Origin of the sequence: Pseudomonas helmanticensis (assembly GCF_900182985.1) — a bacterium.
Taxonomy (GTDB): Bacteria; Pseudomonadota; Gammaproteobacteria; order Pseudomonadales; family Pseudomonadaceae; genus Aquipseudomonas; species Aquipseudomonas helmanticensis.
In genome coordinates, this window is the sequence record NZ_FXUY01000001.1 from 3,086,375 (window position 1) to 3,103,919 (window position 17,545).

At 59.5% G+C, this 17,545-nt stretch carries 14 protein-coding genes; 4 read left to right on the forward strand and 10 right to left on the reverse strand.

The window, feature by feature from the left end; genetic code table 11:
* Positions 1-363: 363 nt before the first annotated feature.
* Positions 364-1,992 (forward strand): glucan biosynthesis protein D, encoded by a 1,629-nt coding sequence (locus QOL84_RS13895; RefSeq protein WP_064120576.1) that lies wholly within the window; start codon positions 364-366, stop codon positions 1,990-1,992.
* Between the two features lie 206 nt (positions 1,993-2,198).
* On the opposite strand, the gene QOL84_RS13900 is transcribed toward QOL84_RS13895, so the two are convergent.
* The 3 genes from QOL84_RS13900 to QOL84_RS13910 all read right to left on the reverse strand — a co-directional run bounded on the left by QOL84_RS13900 (position 2,199) and on the right by QOL84_RS13910 (position 5,869).
* Positions 2,199-3,305, reverse strand: coding sequence for an NADH:flavin oxidoreductase/NADH oxidase (locus QOL84_RS13900; protein WP_283437564.1), 1,107 nt, complete (start codon positions 3,303-3,305; stop codon positions 2,199-2,201).
* A 256-nt stretch (positions 3,306-3,561) separates the two neighbouring features.
* On the reverse strand, positions 3,562-5,271 hold the full coding sequence (gene recJ / locus QOL84_RS13905) for a single-stranded-DNA-specific exonuclease RecJ (protein ID WP_283437565.1): 1,710 nt from the start codon (positions 5,269-5,271) through the stop codon (positions 3,562-3,564).
* A gap of 55 nt (positions 5,272-5,326) precedes the next feature.
* Positions 5,327-5,869 carry a YaeQ family protein gene (locus tag QOL84_RS13910; RefSeq protein ID WP_007908961.1) on the reverse strand — a complete coding sequence of 181 codons (543 nt, stop codon included), beginning with the start codon at positions 5,867-5,869 and terminating at the stop codon, positions 5,327-5,329.
* 146 nt (positions 5,870-6,015) lie between these two features.
* On the opposite strand from QOL84_RS13910, the gene QOL84_RS13915 reads away from it, so the two are divergent.
* Both QOL84_RS13915 and QOL84_RS13920 read left to right on the forward strand, forming a co-directional pair.
* Positions 6,016-7,215, forward strand: coding sequence for a CaiB/BaiF CoA transferase family protein (locus QOL84_RS13915; RefSeq protein ID WP_283437566.1), 1,200 nt, complete (start codon positions 6,016-6,018; stop codon positions 7,213-7,215).
* Positions 7,142-8,122, forward strand: a complete 981-nt coding sequence (locus tag QOL84_RS13920; RefSeq protein ID WP_283437567.1) for a TIGR02285 family protein — start codon at positions 7,142-7,144, stop codon at positions 8,120-8,122. Before QOL84_RS13915 ends, QOL84_RS13920 begins: the two co-directional genes overlap by 74 nt.
* Positions 8,123-8,298: 176 nt before the next feature.
* Here QOL84_RS13920 and QOL84_RS13925 read toward each other — a convergent pair whose 3' ends face one another.
* The 7 genes from QOL84_RS13925 to xerD all read right to left on the reverse strand — a co-directional run bounded on the left by QOL84_RS13925 (position 8,299) and on the right by xerD (position 15,588).
* Complete coding sequence (locus QOL84_RS13925) at positions 8,299-8,580, reverse strand: DUF3509 domain-containing protein (RefSeq protein ID WP_129389626.1); 282 nt, start codon at positions 8,578-8,580, stop codon at positions 8,299-8,301.
* A 163-nt stretch (positions 8,581-8,743) separates the two neighbouring features.
* A complete protein-coding gene (locus QOL84_RS13930) occupies positions 8,744-9,151 on the reverse strand; it encodes a response regulator (RefSeq protein ID WP_283437568.1) in 408 nt (135 codons plus the stop codon).
* A gap of 128 nt (positions 9,152-9,279) precedes the next feature.
* Positions 9,280-10,638, reverse strand: a complete 1,359-nt coding sequence (locus QOL84_RS13935; RefSeq protein WP_283437569.1) for a transporter substrate-binding domain-containing protein — start codon at positions 10,636-10,638, stop codon at positions 9,280-9,282.
* Between the two features lie 122 nt (positions 10,639-10,760).
* Entirely contained in the window at positions 10,761-12,170 is a 1,410-nt protein-coding gene (thrC, locus tag QOL84_RS13940) for a threonine synthase (protein WP_283437570.1), read from the reverse strand.
* Between the two features lie 105 nt (positions 12,171-12,275).
* Positions 12,276-13,580 (reverse strand): homoserine dehydrogenase, encoded by a 1,305-nt coding sequence (locus QOL84_RS13945; RefSeq protein ID WP_129389614.1) that lies wholly within the window; start codon positions 13,578-13,580, stop codon positions 12,276-12,278.
* A 131-nt stretch (positions 13,581-13,711) separates the two neighbouring features.
* On the reverse strand, positions 13,712-14,443 hold the full coding sequence (gene dsbC / locus QOL84_RS13950; RefSeq protein WP_129389611.1) for a bifunctional protein-disulfide isomerase/oxidoreductase DsbC: 732 nt from the start codon (positions 14,441-14,443) through the stop codon (positions 13,712-13,714).
* A 248-nt stretch (positions 14,444-14,691) separates the two neighbouring features.
* On the reverse strand, positions 14,692-15,588 hold the full coding sequence (xerD, locus tag QOL84_RS13955) for a site-specific tyrosine recombinase XerD (RefSeq protein ID WP_129389608.1): 897 nt from the start codon (positions 15,586-15,588) through the stop codon (positions 14,692-14,694).
* A gap of 108 nt (positions 15,589-15,696) precedes the next feature.
* Here xerD and QOL84_RS13960 point away from each other — a divergent pair, with 108 nt between their 5' ends.
* Positions 15,697-17,508 carry a cation:proton antiporter gene (locus QOL84_RS13960; RefSeq protein WP_283437571.1) on the forward strand — a complete coding sequence of 604 codons (1,812 nt, stop codon included), beginning with the start codon at positions 15,697-15,699 and terminating at the stop codon, positions 17,506-17,508.
* The last annotated feature ends 37 nt before the right edge of the window (positions 17,509-17,545 follow it).

Sequence of the window (17,545 nt, forward strand, 5' to 3'; positions counted from 1 at the left end):
CATCACATCGCCCTGCCCCTTACAGCAGCGCCGTGTGCCCTGCCGGCCAAATGGATCGCGCCGGTCATGCCCATAGAATAGAAATTAATTCGGCGCTGAAAAGCGGTTTTTAGAGTAATTAGTCGAGAAAAGCAGATATGCCGTGTAAATCAGAAGTTCCTGTCAGATTTTTAACCGACATGTCTTGTTTCATTGACACCCTCGGGCAGTGAATCAACGAATTTTGCAATTCGAGCGAACCGTTTAAGCTAGCGGGCATCTGTTTATAGTCCGTTGCGTTTGGCCGAAGGCTTGTCCGAACCGTTATTTCTGATCCAGCACGTGCCAGGAACGGCGCGGGATTGCACACGACAGGTTGTATTTATGCACCGCAGGAATTTGCTCAAAGCGTCCATGGCCATTGCGGCTTACACCGGTCTTTCGGCTACCGGCCTGTTGGCCACGCGTGCTTGGGCTGCCAATGGTGGCGCCGCCGATGGCGAGGCGCAGGCCTTCGATTTCGAGGCCCTGAAGCGCCAAGCCAAGCAGCTCGCTGGCAGTGCCTATCAGGACACTAAACAGGTGCTGCCGCCGACGCTGGCGACCATGACCCCGCAAAACTTCAACGCGATCCGCTATGACGGCGAGCATTCGTTATGGAAGGAAAACAAGGGCCAACTGGACGTGCAGTTCTTCCACGTCGGCATGGGTTTCCGCCAGCCGGTGCGCATGTACAGCGTCGACCCGAAGACTCGTACCGCGCGAGAGGTGCATTTCCGTCCGGCGCTGTTCAACTATGAAAACACTTCGGTCGACACTCAACAGTTGAAAGGCGATCTGGGTTTTGCCGGCTTCAAGCTGTTCAAGGCGCCGGAACTCGATCGCCACGACGTGGTGTCGTTCCTCGGCGCCAGTTATTTCCGTGCAGTGGATGCGACTGGCCAATATGGCCTCTCCGCGCGTGGCCTGGCGATCGACACTTACGCCAAGAAACGCGAAGAATTCCCTGACTTCACCAAATTCTGGTTCGAGACCCCGGACAAGAACGCTACACGCTTTGTGGTCTACGCCCTGCTCGATTCGCCGAGTGCGACCGGCGCTTACCGCTTCGACATCGATTGCCAGGCCGAGCGCGTGGTGATGGAGATCGACGCGCACATCAATGCACGCACCGCCATCGAGCAACTGGGCATCTCGCCGATGACCAGCATGTTCAGCTGCGGCAATCACGAACGCCGCATGTGCGACACCATTCACCCGCAAATCCACGACTCGGATCGCCTGGCCATGTGGCGCGGTAACGGCGAGTGGATCTGCCGACCGTTGAACAACCCGGCGACCCTGCAGTTCAACGCGTTTGCCGACACCGATCCGAAGGGTTTCGGTCTGGTGCAAACCGATCACGAATTCGCCAACTATCAGGACACCGTCGACTGGTACAGCAAGCGCCCGAGTCTGTGGGTCGAACCGACCACCGCGTGGGGCGAGGGCTCGATCGATCTGTTGGAGATTCCTACGACCGGCGAGACGCTCGACAACATCGTTGCGTTCTGGACACCGAAGAAACCGGTGGCTGCCGGGGATTCGCTGAACTATGGCTACAAACTCTACTGGAGCGCACTGCCGCCAGTGAGCACGCCGTTGGCACGAGTGCAGGCGACTCGTTCCGGCATGGGCGGTTTCGTCGAAGGCTGGGCACCAGGCGAGCATTACCCGCCGGTATGGGCGCGTCGTTTTGCCGTGGACTTTACCGGTGGTGGTCTGGATCGACTGCCGCAGGGCACCGGCATCGAGCCGGTGGTGACGTGCTCGAACGGCAAGGTGCAGGATTTCAGCGTGCTGGTGCTGGATGACATCAAGGGTTACCGGATTCTGTTCGACTGGTACCCGACCAGTGACAGCGTTGAGCCGGTGGAGCTGCGGTTGTTTATTCGCACCAATGACCGCACGTTGAGCGAGACCTGGTTGTACCAGTACTTCCCGCCGGCGCCGGATAAGCGTAAATATCCTTGATGATGTAGCGCCTACACGGGCCTCATCCCCTGTAGGAGCTGCCGAAGGCTGCGATCTTTTGATCTTGTTTTTAACAAGCAAAATCAAAAGATCGCAGCCTTCGGCAGCTCCTACAGGTGGCATGTCAGCGGATTAGCGCAAGGAAATCAGAAAAAAACCCGCCGGTTCAATGGCGGGTTTTTTATTGGCTGGTGACGGAGCGTCAATCAATCGCGCAAATCAGACTCATGAATCGGCTGATCCCGATGCGTCGCACGCTGATACTGCGCCGGCCACACCGCTTTGCGTCCACCCAGATCATCATCGGCATGCAACGGCCAGTACGGATCACGCAGCAGCTCGCGGGCGAGGAAGATGATGTCGGCCTGACAGGTGCGCAGAATGTGCTCGGCCTGCGCCGGCTCGGTAATCATTCCCACGGTGCCGGTGGCGATGCCTGACTCTTTGCGTACGCGTTCGGCGAAGCGCGTTTGATAACCCGGCCCGACGGGAATTTCGGCGTTGGCCGCCGTCCCGCCAGACGACACGTCGATCAGATCCGCGCCAAGCGTGTGCAGGCGTCGCGCCAGCTCCACGGTTTCATCAGGGTTCCAGCCGTCCTCCACCCAGTCGGTGGCGGACACGCGAACAAATAACGGCAACTCCTCCGGCCAAACCGCCCGCACCGCTTCCGTCACTTGCAGCACCAGACGAATACGATTTTCAAACGAACCACCGTACTGATCGCGGCGCTGATTGCTCAGAGGCGAAAGAAACTGATGCAGCAGATAACCATGCGCCGCGTGCACCTCAACCACACTGAAACCGGCCGTCAGCGCGCGTTTGGCGGCATCGACAAAGGCCTGGATGACGTCGGCAATCTGCCCTTCATCCAGCTGTTTCGGTTGCGTGTGTTGTGGGTCAAAGGCAATCGGCGACGGCCCGACCGGGGTCCAGCCGCCATCATCGGGTTTGACGCTGCCATGCTTGCCGAGCCATGGCCGATGGGTGCTGGCCTTGCGCCCGGCGTGGGCCAGTTGAATGCCGGCGACCGCGCCTTGGGAGGTAATGAAGCGCGTGATGCGTTGCAGCGGTTCGATCTGTTCGTCGTTCCACAGGCCAAGGTCTTCGGCGGTGATCCGCCCGTCGGCAGTGACCGCCGTGGCTTCGGTGAAGACCAGACCGGCACCACCCACCGCACGGCTGCCGAGGTGCACCAGATGCCAGTCGTTGGCCAGGCCGTCGACGCTGGAGTACTGGCACATCGGCGAGACGGCGATGCGGTTCGGGAGGGTCAGTTGGCGTAGGGTGAAGGGTTCAAGCAGCAGACTCATGGGGCACCTCTCAAATCAGTGGGCAGGCTCCAGGGTTCTGTTTGAATAGTCGACGAGTGACAGGAAAAAGGTGCAGCACCCGCCCCCGCGGGCAAAAAATTCGACAAGACGTCACAAGGCCAATCAAGCAGTGCTTAGAGCCTAGTCGACAACGGGGGATCGGGGGAAATTCAAGAAAAGATCGCAGCCTGCGGCAGCTCCTACATTGGAATGCGGTTTCCTGTAGGAGCTGCCGCAGGCAGCGATCTTTTGATCTTCAGCGTGGTTCGATATGGGCAATCATCAACTGAACAGTCTCATTACCCCGAAACTCGTTAACGTCGAGCTTATAGGCCAGTTCAACCCACTTGATCGTCGGATTCGGCCAGATATCCCGGTCAATCCCAAACGCGATGCCATCCAGCTTCACCGAGCCACACTCGCTCTTCAGCACCACTTTCAGATGCCGCTCGCCAACAACGCGCTGCTCAACCAACTGAAACACACCGTGAAACAGCGGTTCAGGAAAGTGTTGCCCCCAAGGCCCGGCATGGCGCAGGGCGCGGGCCAGTTCGAGGTGGAACTCTTCCACCGCCAGCGTGCCGTCCGACAGCATGCGCCCGGTCAGGTCTTCCTCGCGAAGTTGCCTACGCACTTCCGCGTCGAATGCCTCGGCGAACAGCGGAAAATTCTCCTGCGGCAAGGTCAGACCAGCAGCCATCGCGTGGCCACCGTACTTGGCGATCAGGGTCGGATGCTGCGCCGCCACGACGCTCAGCGCATCACGAATATGGAAGCCCTGCACCGAACGCCCCGAGCCTTTGAGCAGGCCATCACCGGCATCGGCGAAGGCGATGGTCGGGCGGAAATAACGCTCTTTCATGCGTGAAGCGAGAATACCGATCACACCTTGGTGCCATTCCGGATCGAACAGGCACAGACCAAACGGCATCGACTCCACCGGCAAGTCCTTGAGCTGCGCCAGCGCTTCACGCTGCATGCCCTGCTCGATGGATTTGCGATCCTGGTTCATGCCGTCCAGTTGCGCGGCCATTTCCCGGGCCTTGTTGGCGTCGGCGGTGAGCAGGCATTCGATGCCCAGGCTCATGTCATCCAGACGTCCGGCAGCGTTCAGGCGCGGGCCGACGATAAAACCGAGATCCGTCGAAGTGATGCGGCTGGCGTCACGCTTGGCCACTTCAAGAATCGCTTTGATCCCTGGCCGTGCGCGACCGGCGCGAATTCGTTCGAGACCTTGATGCACCAGAATCCGGTTGTTGGCGTCCAGCGGCACCACGTCGGCGACGCTGCCCAGCGCGACCAGATCAAGCAGTTCACCGATGTTCGGCTGCGGCTTGTTCTCGTACCAGCCGAGGCTGCGCAAACGCGCACGCAACGCCATCAATACATAGAAAATCACTCCGACGCCGGCCAGCGCCTTGCTCGGGAATTCGCAACCGGGCTGGTTCGGGTTGACCAGCGCATCGGCCTGCGGCAGTTCATCGCCGGGCAAGTGGTGGTCGGTGATCAGAACCTTGAGCCCGGCATTCTTCGCCGCCGCCACGCCCTCGACGCTGGAGATGCCGTTGTCGACGGTCACCAGCAAATGCGGTTCACGGGTGAGAGCGACTTCGACGATTTCCGGGGTCAGGCCGTAGCCGTATTCAAAACGATTCGGCACCAGATAATCGACATGCGCCGCACCGAGCAAACGCAAACCGAGCATGCCAACCGAGCTCGCCGTGGCGCCGTCCGCATCGAAGTCGCCGACGATGAGGATGCGCTGGCGTTGCTCCAGCGCCGTCACCAGCAAGTCCACCGCCGCGTCGATGCCCTTGAGCTGCTGAAACGGGATCAACCGCGCCAGGCTCTTGTCCAGTTCTGCCTCGGACTGCACGCCCCGCGCCGCATACAGGCGGGTCAGCAGCGGCGGAATATCACCCAGAAAGGGCAGCGTGGCAGGCAGTTGACGAGGTTCGATGCGCATGGGGTGACGGAGACTTCTCTTTAATACGTGGGATTATTCAGTTGAAGACGCGGGATCAGCCGCGTTCACCTTGCAGCCATTGCAACTGGACTTCGTGCTGACCACGGTCGTCGGTGACGAAGATCGTCCCTTCGCTGATCATCACGTCCCACTTGATAACGCGAGGCATGTCCTTGGCCAGCGTCTCCAGCACTTCCTGCGGGACGGCGGCGATGTTGACGTTTTTCAGGTTCTTGATCGCCGGGATCACTTTGGTTTCCCAGACGCGCAGGCTGCCGTAGGCCAGCAGGCTGGTGCGCTCGGTGCGACGCGAGCACCAGGTCAGGCGATCGGCGTCTGGCTGGCCGACTTCGATCCAGTGCAGAACACGGTCATCCAGGCTCTTTTCCCACAGCGCAGGTTCATCCACGTCTGACAGACCGCGACCGAACGACAACTGCTCGTTGTACCAGAGGGCGTAGGCCAGCAGCCGCACGGTCATGCGTTCTTCGGTTTCCGAAGGGTGACGGGCGATGGTCTGCTTGACGCTCTCGTAGACACTGCGGTCGAGGTCGGTGAGGTTCAGTTCAAATTTGTAGGTAGTGGACGGCTGGGCCATGAACGGGCTTCTTGATACGAGGAAAGTCGGCAAGTCTAACCGATGCGGTAGGCAATCATCGAATTGATGGCGATCAACCTGCGGCGTCTGACAGCCGGCTATGTTAAAACGCTGTATCCGCACAGCCTTGTCCTACAGGATTCAGTATGCCGTTCGCCAACAAGCCGCTCAGCGGCGTGAAAGTCATTGAATTGGGTACATTGATCGCCGGGCCGTTTGCCTCGCGCATTTGCGGCGAGTTTGGCGCTGAAGTGATCAAGATCGAATCGCCGGACGGCGGTGATCCATTGCGCAAGTGGCGCAAACTGTACGAAGGCACATCCCTGTGGTGGTTCGTCCAGGCGCGCAACAAGAAGTCGCTGACGCTGAATCTCAAGCATCCTGATGGCTTGGCGATCCTGAAAAAACTGCTCAGTGACGCCGACATCCTCATCGAGAATTTCCGCCCCGGCGTGCTGGAAAAGCTCGGCCTCGGTTGGGAAACCCTGCACGCGCTGAACCCGAAACTGGTGATGGTGCGTCTGTCCGGCTTCGGTCAGACCGGGCCGATGAAAGATCAACCGGGCTTCGGCGCGGTGGGCGAGTCCATGGGCGGTTTACGCTACATCACCGGTTTCGAAGACCGTCCGCCGGTGCGCACCGGGATTTCCATCGGTGATTCGATTGCCGCGCTGTGGGGCGTGATCGGTGCGCTGATGGCGTTGCGTCATCGCGAGGTCAACGGTGGACTCGGCCAAGTGGTCGATGTTGCCTTGTATGAAGCGATCTTCGCGATGATGGAAAGCATGGTGCCGGAGTTCGATGTGTTCGGTTTCATCCGCGAGCGCACTGGCAATATCATGCCCGGCATCACGCCTTCTTCGATTCACACCAGCGCCGACGGCAAGCACGTGCAGATCGGCGCCAATGGCGATGCGATCTTCAAGCGTTTCATGCTGATCATCGGCCGCGAAGACTTGGCCAGCGATCCGGCGCTGGCCAGCAACGATGGCCGCGACAGTCGCCGCGACGAGTTGTACGGCGTGATCGATCGCTGGGTCAATTCACTACCGCTGCAAACCGTACTCGACCTGCTCAATCAGGCCGAAGTGCCGGCCAGCCGGATTTTCAGTGCCGAGGACATGTTCAGCGATCCGCAGTACCTGGCCCGGGAAATGTTCCTGCAGGCCAAGCTGCCGGATGGCAAACCCTTCAAGATGCCCGGTATCGTGCCGAAACTCTCTGAGACACCCGGCTCCTCCGAATGGGTCGGACCGCAGCTGGGTGAACATAATGCGCAGGTACTTCACGATCTTGGCTACGACGAGAAGCAGATCGCCCGGCTGCGCGAAGACGGAGCCATTTAAGCTGAAGCGCCGGCAGACATCGCACGCCAACCGCGCCCACCACTGGTGGACGTGGCGGCTGTTCGGCCTGTTGTTTCTGCTGGCCCTGTCGACCGGCGCGCAAGCGAAACCGACGCTTATCTGGTTGCTGCGCGACTTGCCGCCGCTGACGATTTTCGAAGGCCCGAAAAAGGGCCAGGGCGTGATCGACCAATTGATGCCGCAGTTGATCGCCGGCATGCCGCAATACGAACACAAGCTGATGCGGGTCAACCGCGCACGCGGTTTGCAAATGCTTCACGAAAATCCCTTCGCCTGTGACCCCGCACTGCTGTGGAACAAAGAACGTGCGCAATGGGTGGCTTATTCGATTCCGGCGATTCGCGCGGTGAGCAACGGTCTGGTGGTGCGCCAGCAAGATCGCGCGGTACTCGCACCGTATCTGGTCGACGGTGAAGTGGATCTGTCGGCGCTGCTGGGCGCTACCGAACGCAAAATCGGTGTGGTGGCGGAACGCAGCTATGGTGAATTCATCGACACGCTTTTGCATGAGGCGCCGAGCGGTGCGCTGACCGCGCATTACGGCAACGATGCGTTGACCAACCTGTTGTCGATGCAACGACTGGGTCGACTGCAGGTGGTGTTGGGTTATTGGCCTGAGATTCGCTATCAGGCGAAACAGGCGCAGATCAATGAAGATGAACTGGAGTTCTATCCGATTCAGGGCAACGGCAGATATTTGTCAGGCTACGTGGGATGTTCCGACACCACACAGGGACGTCAGGCCATCAGCGAGATCAACCAGTTGCTGCGCACCCTGCCCCATGAACACTTGAATCAGCTCTACGCCGCATGGCTGGATCCCGACAGACGTGAGGATTATCTGCAGGAGGCGCGCGCCTTTTTCGAACACCAGGCTGCGCACTAGGCAAATTCCAGGCAAAAGAAACCCCGAGAAGTGGGGAGACGACTCGGGGTTAAACGTGGCCTATATCAAGACCCGTAGCAGCAAGCGACAAGCACCGGAGCACAATGCTTGATCCTGCTGTTATGGGGTCTGACTGACAGGGATGCCGGAAGGTTCCCACAAAAAATATTTCATCTTCACAGCGCCGGACGTTTATCCAGGGCCGCATTGCGCAAGGCCGCGATGACACAGGGTTCCAGCCGCCCTTCGGCGATCAGGATGTCACGGTGCAAACCATCGACCACGTCGGTCAGCTGACGTTTGTCGGTCAACTGTGCCTGATTGAATTGGCGCTCCACGACGATGGCGCCGCTGCTGTTCTTCAAGCTCACCAGGCATTCGCCGTGGGCACCGCTTGGAGACAGGGAAACCTGATACGGGCTCAGAGCCTCACCGAGCAATAGACTGATACTTTCCATCTCGATCTCCACTCAATAGTCCGAAAACATTGTGTCTGGGGCATGTCCACAGTAAATGACCACCGGCCCGAGAAGAAAGTTCTGAATACTGGACTCATCCCTGAGTTGTCACCGGTCTGTTGAAGCATGCACGGCGGAGATGACAGAAACATAACCGCCCGCTTCACGCGCGCGACGGATGCCTGGCCTTCATCAGGTAGCCGTCGAGCATTGCTCTCATCAGCACCGCTGAAACCGGTGTGTACAGTCGCCCCAGCAGTTGCAGGTCATGCGCTTGCAGCATGGCCTCGAGATCGCTGAGCAACCCCGGCGGTGCCCGGCCCAGCAGAATGACGGCGTGAGCCTCCTGCCGCTCTGCCAGTTGACGAATGAGCGCGATCCCTTCACCGCCGCTGTGCTGTGGATCGCAGATGGCGATATCGATCATCGCGCGGCGCGCCAGCGAGCGGCGTGCCGACGCCAGCGACGAAGCGGTCAGGACATCGTAGATACCGACCGCATTGAGCATCTGATGCAGGGCCATCAGTTGATAAGGGTCGGGTTCGAGAATCAGGACTTTGAGCGAGCGCATGGCGACCTCTGTGACGGCAATCGCGGACTCTCCCGCAGTAGTTGTTCTACTCTAGGGCAGCCTCTTGCGGCCTCCCATCGGAAAAGGCGGCGCGTGACATAGGAATTTTCCCAATTTCACTCAGGACATCAGCCTCTCGATGCATCGTCGCCCGGCGTGATATCGGTCCAGCCGCCCAACAAACCGCGCAATTGGCCATCGGCACTGTAAAAAGGCACCGTCCATTGGTAAATCTCCCGGTGACCGCTGCGAAGTTGCAGGTGGCGTTTGCTGAAGCGCGTTCTGCGCGTTTGCAGTTGCTCCATGAATTCTTCATGGAGCACACCGGCAGTGTTTTCCGGCACCGCATCCACATCAATCAAACGTTGCCCCTGAACCTGATCGAAGCGGATCGACAACGCCTCTTCATAGCTTTTGTTGCACAGGGTCAGGCGCCCTTCCAGATCACGGACGAACACCGGATCGGGCATCGCATCGAGCAGTGCCCGCTGGAACACCAATTGATCGTCCAGACGCTTTTCGACGTCGCGGCGCCGCTTGATTTCAACCGTCAACCGGCGATTCCAAAGCAGCGATAACGTACCAAAAACGCAGCCGGCAAACAGTCCCCAGAAAATCAGTTGAGTCCGACTCTGCTGTCGCTTCGACGTCCGCTCCGCGCCAATGCCACCCAGCCATTTCTGGCGAATACTGCGTAACTCGGCGGCCGGAAAAGCTTCCAGTGCCTTGTTGAGGATACCGAGCAATTCGGGCTGGCCTTTGCGCACGGCCAAGTGGTCGGCCTCCCACTTGCCCTCCAGCAACTCACCGACATGCAGCAGTCCCGAGGGAAACAGTTGCGCGCCGATTTCGTTTTCGATGGTGACGTAGGCTTCGCCACTTTCAACCAGTGCCCGGGCTTCGGCGTAGGTTTTTACCGAGCGTATTTCGATTGAGGGGTAATCGCGGCGAATAGTGCTTTCCAACGCGTGTCGTGCTGGCAACACCAAGACTCGCTTGGCCAGTTGCTCAAGCGATTGCACCGCCGGCTCGCCCGCGCGCCCGACAAATACCCAACCGGCGCCGCCAAACGCATGGCTGAAATCCAGCGTCAGCCTGCGCTCATCGTTGACGGCCAAGGTTGTGCTAATGTCCGCGCTACCGTTTTCAAGGTGTTCAAGCATCCGGTCGGTGGAAAACGACTCTCGAAAAACAAAGCGCAGACCGGTCATGGCGCTGATGCGCTTGAGCACATCGCTATTCAAGCCGTTCCAGTGGCCGTGCTCATCCTGGAACAGGTACAACGGGTATTGCACCGATGCGACGATGACGGCGGGGTTGTCACGAATCCATTGACGCTCGTGTTCATCAAGCTGCACCGGCCGGACGCTGGGCGCCGGATCTTCGTTCAGCACCAGGTGTGCCGCTACGCCAATGCGCCAGCAACTCAACAGACTCACCAGAAGAACCCCGTTCAGGGTGTGTATCCATCCTCTCTCAAACAGCATTTGCCACTTCCTTCGTGATCGACTCACCCGTCCTTACATGGGCGAAAACCCGAGCAGTGTGGCAGCAGAAACAAAAAAGCCCGTCAGGAGACGGGCTTCAAAATGTGACAGCTTTTACAGGCTTAAAGCGGCTTGCCGCGGTTGCCATGCTGGCTGACAAAGGCTTGCACGGCCGTCAGCTCGTTTGGCAGAACGGTGCAACGCTCGTTTCGCTCAAACAAATCAGAAAGATGTGCAGGTAGTTCGAGCTCTTTTCCTACACCGGCTTTTTCCACTGCATCGGGGAATTTAACCGGATGAGCAGTGCCGAGGATCACCATCGGGATATCCAGGCTGCGGCGGCACTCGCGCGCAGCCTTGACGCCAATGGCGGTGTGCGGGTCCAGCACCTCGCCAGTCTGCTCGTAGACTTCAGCGATGGTTTCGCAGGTCTGCGCATCATCCACAGCCAGCGAGTCGAACAATTTGCGAGCTTCGGTCCAGCGCTCTTGCTCGACGCTGAAACCGCCACCCTGTTTGAACGAGTCCATCAGCCCGGCGATTGCCGCACCGTTACGACCGTGCAGGTCGAACAGCAGGCGTTCGAAGTTCGACGAGACCATGATGTCCATCGACGGCGACAGTGTTGCGTGCAGGGTGTCCTTGACGTACTGATTGCCGCTCATGAAGCGGTGCAGGATGTCGTTGCGGTTGGTGGCGACGATCAACTGGTTGATCGGCAGGCCCATGTTGCGCGCCAGGTAACCGGCGAAGATGTCGCCGAAGTTGCCGGTCGGCACCGAGAACGACACCGAACGCGCCGGGCCGCCCAACTGCAGGGACGCATGGAAGTAGTAAACGATCTGGGCCATGATCCGCGCCCAGTTGATCGAGTTCACCGCCACCAGACGCGTACCTTTGAGGAAGCTCTGGTCGGCGAAGCTGTTCTTGACCATTTCCTGGCAGTCATCGAAGTTGCCTTCGATGGCGATGTTGTGGATGTTCTCGCCGAAAATCGTGGTCATCTGCCGGCGCTGCACTTCAGACACACGGTTGTGCGGGTGCAGGATGAAGATGTCGACGTTTTCGCAGTGCTTGCAGCCTTCGATGGCGGCCGAACCGGTATCACCGGAAGTAGCGCCAACGATTACGACGCGCTCGCCGCGCTTTTCCAGCACGTAGTCGAGCAGACGACCGAGCAGTTGCAGGGCGAAGTCCTTGAACGCCAGGGTCGGGCCGTGGAACAGCTCCAGCACCCATTCGTTGCCGTTCAACTGACGCAGCGGCGCTACGGCGCTATGCGAGAACACGCCGTAGGTTTCTTCGAGAATCTTTTTGAAATCGGCATCCGGAATGCTGCCGGTGACGAACGGGCGCATCACGCGGAAGGCCAGCTCGTGATACGGCAGGCCGGCCCAGGAAGCGATTTCTTCCTGGGTGAAACGTGGCAGGTTTTCCGGAACGTACAGACCGCCGTCGGTCGCCAGACCAGCCAGCAGGACGTCTTCGAAATTCAGGGCCGGTGCCTGGCCGCGGGTACTGATATAACGCATAAGGGCAAACCTTCGGTTTGAGCTACAAGCTGTGAGCTGCAAGCTACAAGTGAAAAGCGGCTCTGCTTTTACTTGCAGCTTGAAGCTGAAAACTTGCCGCTGCTGTTAATTCAAGTGTTCGACGCGGATCCGTACGACCGGACCGTTGACGCCGGCCAGCGCTTCGAGGGCGGCGATGGCATCGTTGATGCGCTGCTCGACCACGCGGTGGGTCAGCAGGATCATCGGCACCAGACCGTCGTGTTCCTCGACTTCCTTCTGCATGATCGACTCGATGTTGATGCCGCGCTCCGAGAGGATGCTTGCCACCTGAGCGAGTACGCCCGGATGGTCCTTGGCCTGAATGCGCAGGTAGTAAGCGCTTTCGCAGGCTTCGATCGGCAGGATCGGGTGAGCCGACAGCGAGTCAGGCTGGAAGGCCAGATGCGGCACACGGTTTTCCGGATCGGAGGTCATCGCACGAACCACGTCGACCAGATCAGCAATCACCGACGAAGCGGTTGGCTCCATGCCGGCGCCCGCACCGTAGAACAGCGTCGAACCGGCGGCGTCACCGTTGACCATCACCGCGTTCATCACGCCGTTGACGTTGGCGATCAGGCGATCGGCCGGGATCAGCGTCGGGTGTACGCGCAACTCGATGCCGGCGGCAGTGCTGCGCGCCACGCCGAGGTGCTTGATGCGGTAGCCCAGCGCTTCGGCGTAGTTGACGTCGGCGGTGGTCAGCTTGGTGATGCCTTCGGTGTAAGCCTTGTCGAATTGCAGCGGAATGCCGAACGCGATGGAAGCCAGAATCGTCAGCTTGTGCGCTGCGTCGATGCCTTCGACGTCGAAGGTCGGATCGGCTTCGGCGTAACCCAGGGCTTGCGCTTCGACCAGCACGTCTTCGAACGTACGGCCCTTCTCGCGCATTTCGGTGAGGATGAAGTTACCGGTGCCGTTGATGATCCCGGCCACCCAGTTGATGCGGTTGGCGGACAGACCTTCACGGATCGCCTTGATCACCGGAATGCCACCGGCCACCGCCGCTTCGAACGCCACGATCACGCCTTTCTCGCGTGCCTTGGCGAAAATCTCATTACCGTGAACGGCGATCAACGCCTTGTTCGCGGTGACCACATGCTTGCCATTCTCGATGGCCTTGAGTACCAGCTCGCGGGCAACGGTGTAGCCGCCCATCAGCTCTATGACGATGTCGATCTCAGGGTTCGTGGCCACTTCGAAGACATCGTTGGTAATCGCAATACCGGTCGTCTGGAACTGAGGCTTTGGCGTGCGCATGGCAATTTGTGCCACTTCAATCCCACGCCCGGCACGACGAGCAATTTCCTCGGCGTTGCGCTGAAGTACGTTGAAGGTACCGCCACCGACGGTCCCTAACCCACAGATGCCTACTTTGACCGGATTCACTGTGAACTCCCCATAAAACGGCCGACTCAGGGTCGGCCGGAAAACAACCGCGTGCTCGCGGCTCTCTATTGATGGCCCGGCGATGTCGCTGCCGGACCATGATCGTCAAAGGCTGACCGTGACGATGCGAATTACTTGGCGCCCAGCGCCAGTTTGGCGACTTGTGGCGCAGGCTGGTAGCCCGGAATGACCTGTCCGTCGGCCAAAACGATGGCCGGTGTACCGTTCACGCCGATCGACTGACCGAGGGCGAACTGTTTGGAAACCGGGTTATCGCACTTGGCGGCCTTGATTTCCTTGCCGTCGACCATTTTGTCCATGGCAGCTTTCTTGTCTTTCGAGCACCACACGGCCTGCAGTTGCTCGTCACCCGGCGAGCCGAGGCCCTGACGCGGGAACGCGACATAGCGTACTTCGATGCCGCGCTTGTTCAGCTCGGGCACTTCGGCGTGCAGTTTGTGGCAGTAAGGGCAGGTGGTGTCGGTGAACACGGTGATGTGCGACTTGGTCTCGCCCACAGCCGGGTAAACCACGGTCTCGGCAACCGGAATGTCGTTGATCAGTTTGGAGATGCCCAGGCGCTCGGTCTTCTCGGTCAGGTTGACCGGTTTACCGTCCTTGAGCTGGAACAGGTAGCCCTGAACCACGTACTGGCCATCGGCACTGGCGTACAGCACACGGCTGCCCTTGAGCTTGACTTCGTACATGCCCGGCAACGGGCTGGCGGAAATGCTCTCTACCGGTACATCGAGCTGGAGGTTTTCCAGGCTTTTACGAATGGCTTTGTCGGCCGCGTCATCGGCGACGGCAAAGGTGCTGACCAACGCAATGGCTGCGGCGGCGAAAATCTGGGTCAGACGCATGAGAACTCCTGAAGGCGGACAAATGAAACGATCAGAACGCCCGTGCCGGAACACCGGGTCATAACCGTCCATCGTGCAAACCGGCAAAGCCTAACACATAAGGCCACGGTGACCGAATGCGCCTGTTGCCACTCATTACTCCCACCTTATGTAGGAGCTGCCGCAGGCTGCGATCTTTTGATCTTGATCTTAAAAACAGAATCAAAAGATCGCAGCCTTCGGCAGCTCCTACAGGGGGAGATGTGTGGTTAGCCTCTTGGGTGGTGTTTGGCGTGCAGGTCTTGCAGGCGGGCGCGGGCGACGTGGGTGTAGATTTGCGTCGTCGAGAGGTCGCTGTGGCCGAGCAGCATCTGCACCACGCGCAGGTCGGCGCCATGGTTGAGCAGGTGCGTGGCAAACGCATGACGCAAGGTGTGTGGCGACAGCGACTTGCCGATCCCGGCAACCTTGGCCTGATGCTTGATGCGGTGCCAGAACGTCTGCCGGGTCATCTGCTCACCGCGCTGGCTGGGGAACAGCACATCACTGGGACGACCACCGAGCAACTCGCCGCGACCATCGCGCATGTAGCGTTCGATCCAGACAATCGCTTCCTCGCCCATCGGCACCAGCCGCTCCTTGCTGCCTTTACCCATGACCCGTAATACGCCTTGGCGCAGATTGACCTGCTCCAGTGTCAGGCTGATCAGTTCGGTCACGCGCAGGCCGCAGGCATACAGCACTTCAAGCATGGCGCGATCGCGCTGGCCGATCGCTTCGCTCAGATCCGGCGCCTGCAGCAGCGCCTCGACGTCGGCTTCCGACAGGGATTTGGGCAGCGGTCGGCCCAGTTGCGGCATGTCGATGCGTAACGTCGGATCGACACTGATGAGCTTTTCCCGCAGCAGATAACGAAAAAAGCCACGCACACCGGAGAGAAATCTCGCCGTGGAGCGCGGTTTGTAGTTCTGCTCCAGACGCCAGGCCAGATGATCGAGGATCAATTCGCGACCGGCGTTGATCAGCTCCAGGTTTTTTTCCTGCAGCCAGCCGTTGAACAGCGCGAGATCGCTGCGATAGGCGTCGCGGGTGTTATCGGACAGGCCCTTTTCCAGCCACAAGGCGTCGAGGAATTGATCAATCAGTGGATGGTCGATGGCAGGCATGGGCGCTCAAGACACACAGCCTCAAGGACTGTGCGCAAATGTAGAGTGAACTGTAGGAATGGGCGCTAGTCTTTCATAGCCCGCTATTTCAAGGAACAGGGAGCATCAATGAACGAGCAGCAAATTCTATTGGCATTTGGCGGGATTGGCGCCGCGGCGCTGGGTTGCCAATGGCTGGCATGGCGCCTGAAGCTGCCAGCGATTCTGTTTCTGTTGTTGACCGGCATTCTGGTCGGCCCGGTGCTGGGCTGGCTCGACCCGCAGGAAATGTTTGGCCCGCTGCTGATGCCGCTGGTGTCGCTGGCGGTGGCGCTGATTCTGTTCGAAGGCAGCCTGACCCTGCATCTGTCTGAATGGCGGGAGATCGGTAGCGTCGTCCATCGACTGGTGACCATCGGTGCGATTTCGACCTGGGTGGTCATCGCGGTGGCGACTCACTTTCTACTGGGTTTCGACTGGATGCTGGCGATTCTCTTCGGCAGCCTGACGCTGGTCACCGGGCCAACAGTGATCGTGCCGATGCTGCGCGTGGTACGACCGAAAGCCTCGATTGCCAACATTCTGCGCTGGGAAGGCATCGTCATCGATCCGATCGGCGCCCTCCTCGCCGTGGTGGTCTACAGCTTCATCATTGCCAGCGCTGAAGGTCATGGCCTCAAGCAAAGTCTGTTGACGTTTGGCGGGGTGATTGCCTGTGGCGCGGTGTTCGGCGTTGTCGGTGGCTGGCTGCTGGGTACGGTGATCCGCCGACAATGGCTGCCGGAATATCTGCATAACCTGGCGTCGCTGGCGGCGGTGCTGGGGATTTTCATTGCCTCCAACGAGGTCATGCACGAGTCCGGTCTGCTGGCCGTGACGCTGATGGGCATGTGGCTGGCGAACATGAAGGGCGTGGATGTGCGGCATATCCTGCACTTCAAGGAAAACCTCAGCGTGCTGCTGATTTCCGGGTTGTTCATATTGTTGGCGGCGCGTCTGGATTTGTATGCGCTGATCGGGCTAGGGCCGTTGGTGCTGATTCTGCTGCTGGTGATCCAGTTGATCGCCCGGCCGCTGAACGTGTTGCTCAGCACGGCCGGTTCCAGCCTGAGCTGGCGCGAGCGTGCGCTGCTGTGCTGGATCGCCCCACGCGGGATTGTTGCGGCCGCGGTGTCGGCGATTTTTGCGATTCGTTTGCATGAGGCCGGGCATGAAGGTGCACTGCTGCTGGTGCCGCTGACGTTTGCGGTGATCATCGGCACCGTGGTCCTGCAAAGCGCGACTGCACGACCGCTGGCGCGATTGCTGAAAGTCGCCGAGCCAGCGCCGAGTGGCTTCCTGATGGTCGGTGCCAACGCCCCGGCGCGCGAGTTGGCCAAGTCGCTGCAACAACTGGGCAGTCGGGTGCTGCTGACCGATTCGAGTTGGGAAAACATTCGTGCGGCGCGCATGGAGGGTTTGCCGACCTACTTCGGCAATCCGGCTTCGCAGCATGCCGATGCGCATCTGGATCTGGTCGGACTCGGGCATTTGCTGGCGCTGTCGCCTTCAGGCGAACTGAATACCTTGGCGGCAATGCGTTTTCGCCATGACTTCGGCCATCAACGCTTGTTTGGCCTGGCCAGTGGTCATGAGAGCCGCCGCAGCGACAAACATCGCGCGAGCCTGGAGCATCGGGGCAATCAGCTGGGCAGCGAGGCGTTTACCTACGCGAAACTGGCCAGCCAGATGGGTCAGGGCGCCGAGTTGTACAGCACGACATTGACCGATGGATTCGGCTGGGAGGATTACCGCGCACTGCATGGGAATCGTGCGACGTTGCTGTTCATGCGCGATGACAGCGGCTGGGTGCATGTGGTGACGCCGGAGACGGCGGTTAAACCTGGGTCGGGGTGGACGTTGCTGGCGTTGATTCAGCCTGAGGTCAGCGGCGCCTCTTAAATCGAATCGCGAGCAGGCTCACTCCTACAAGGGAACG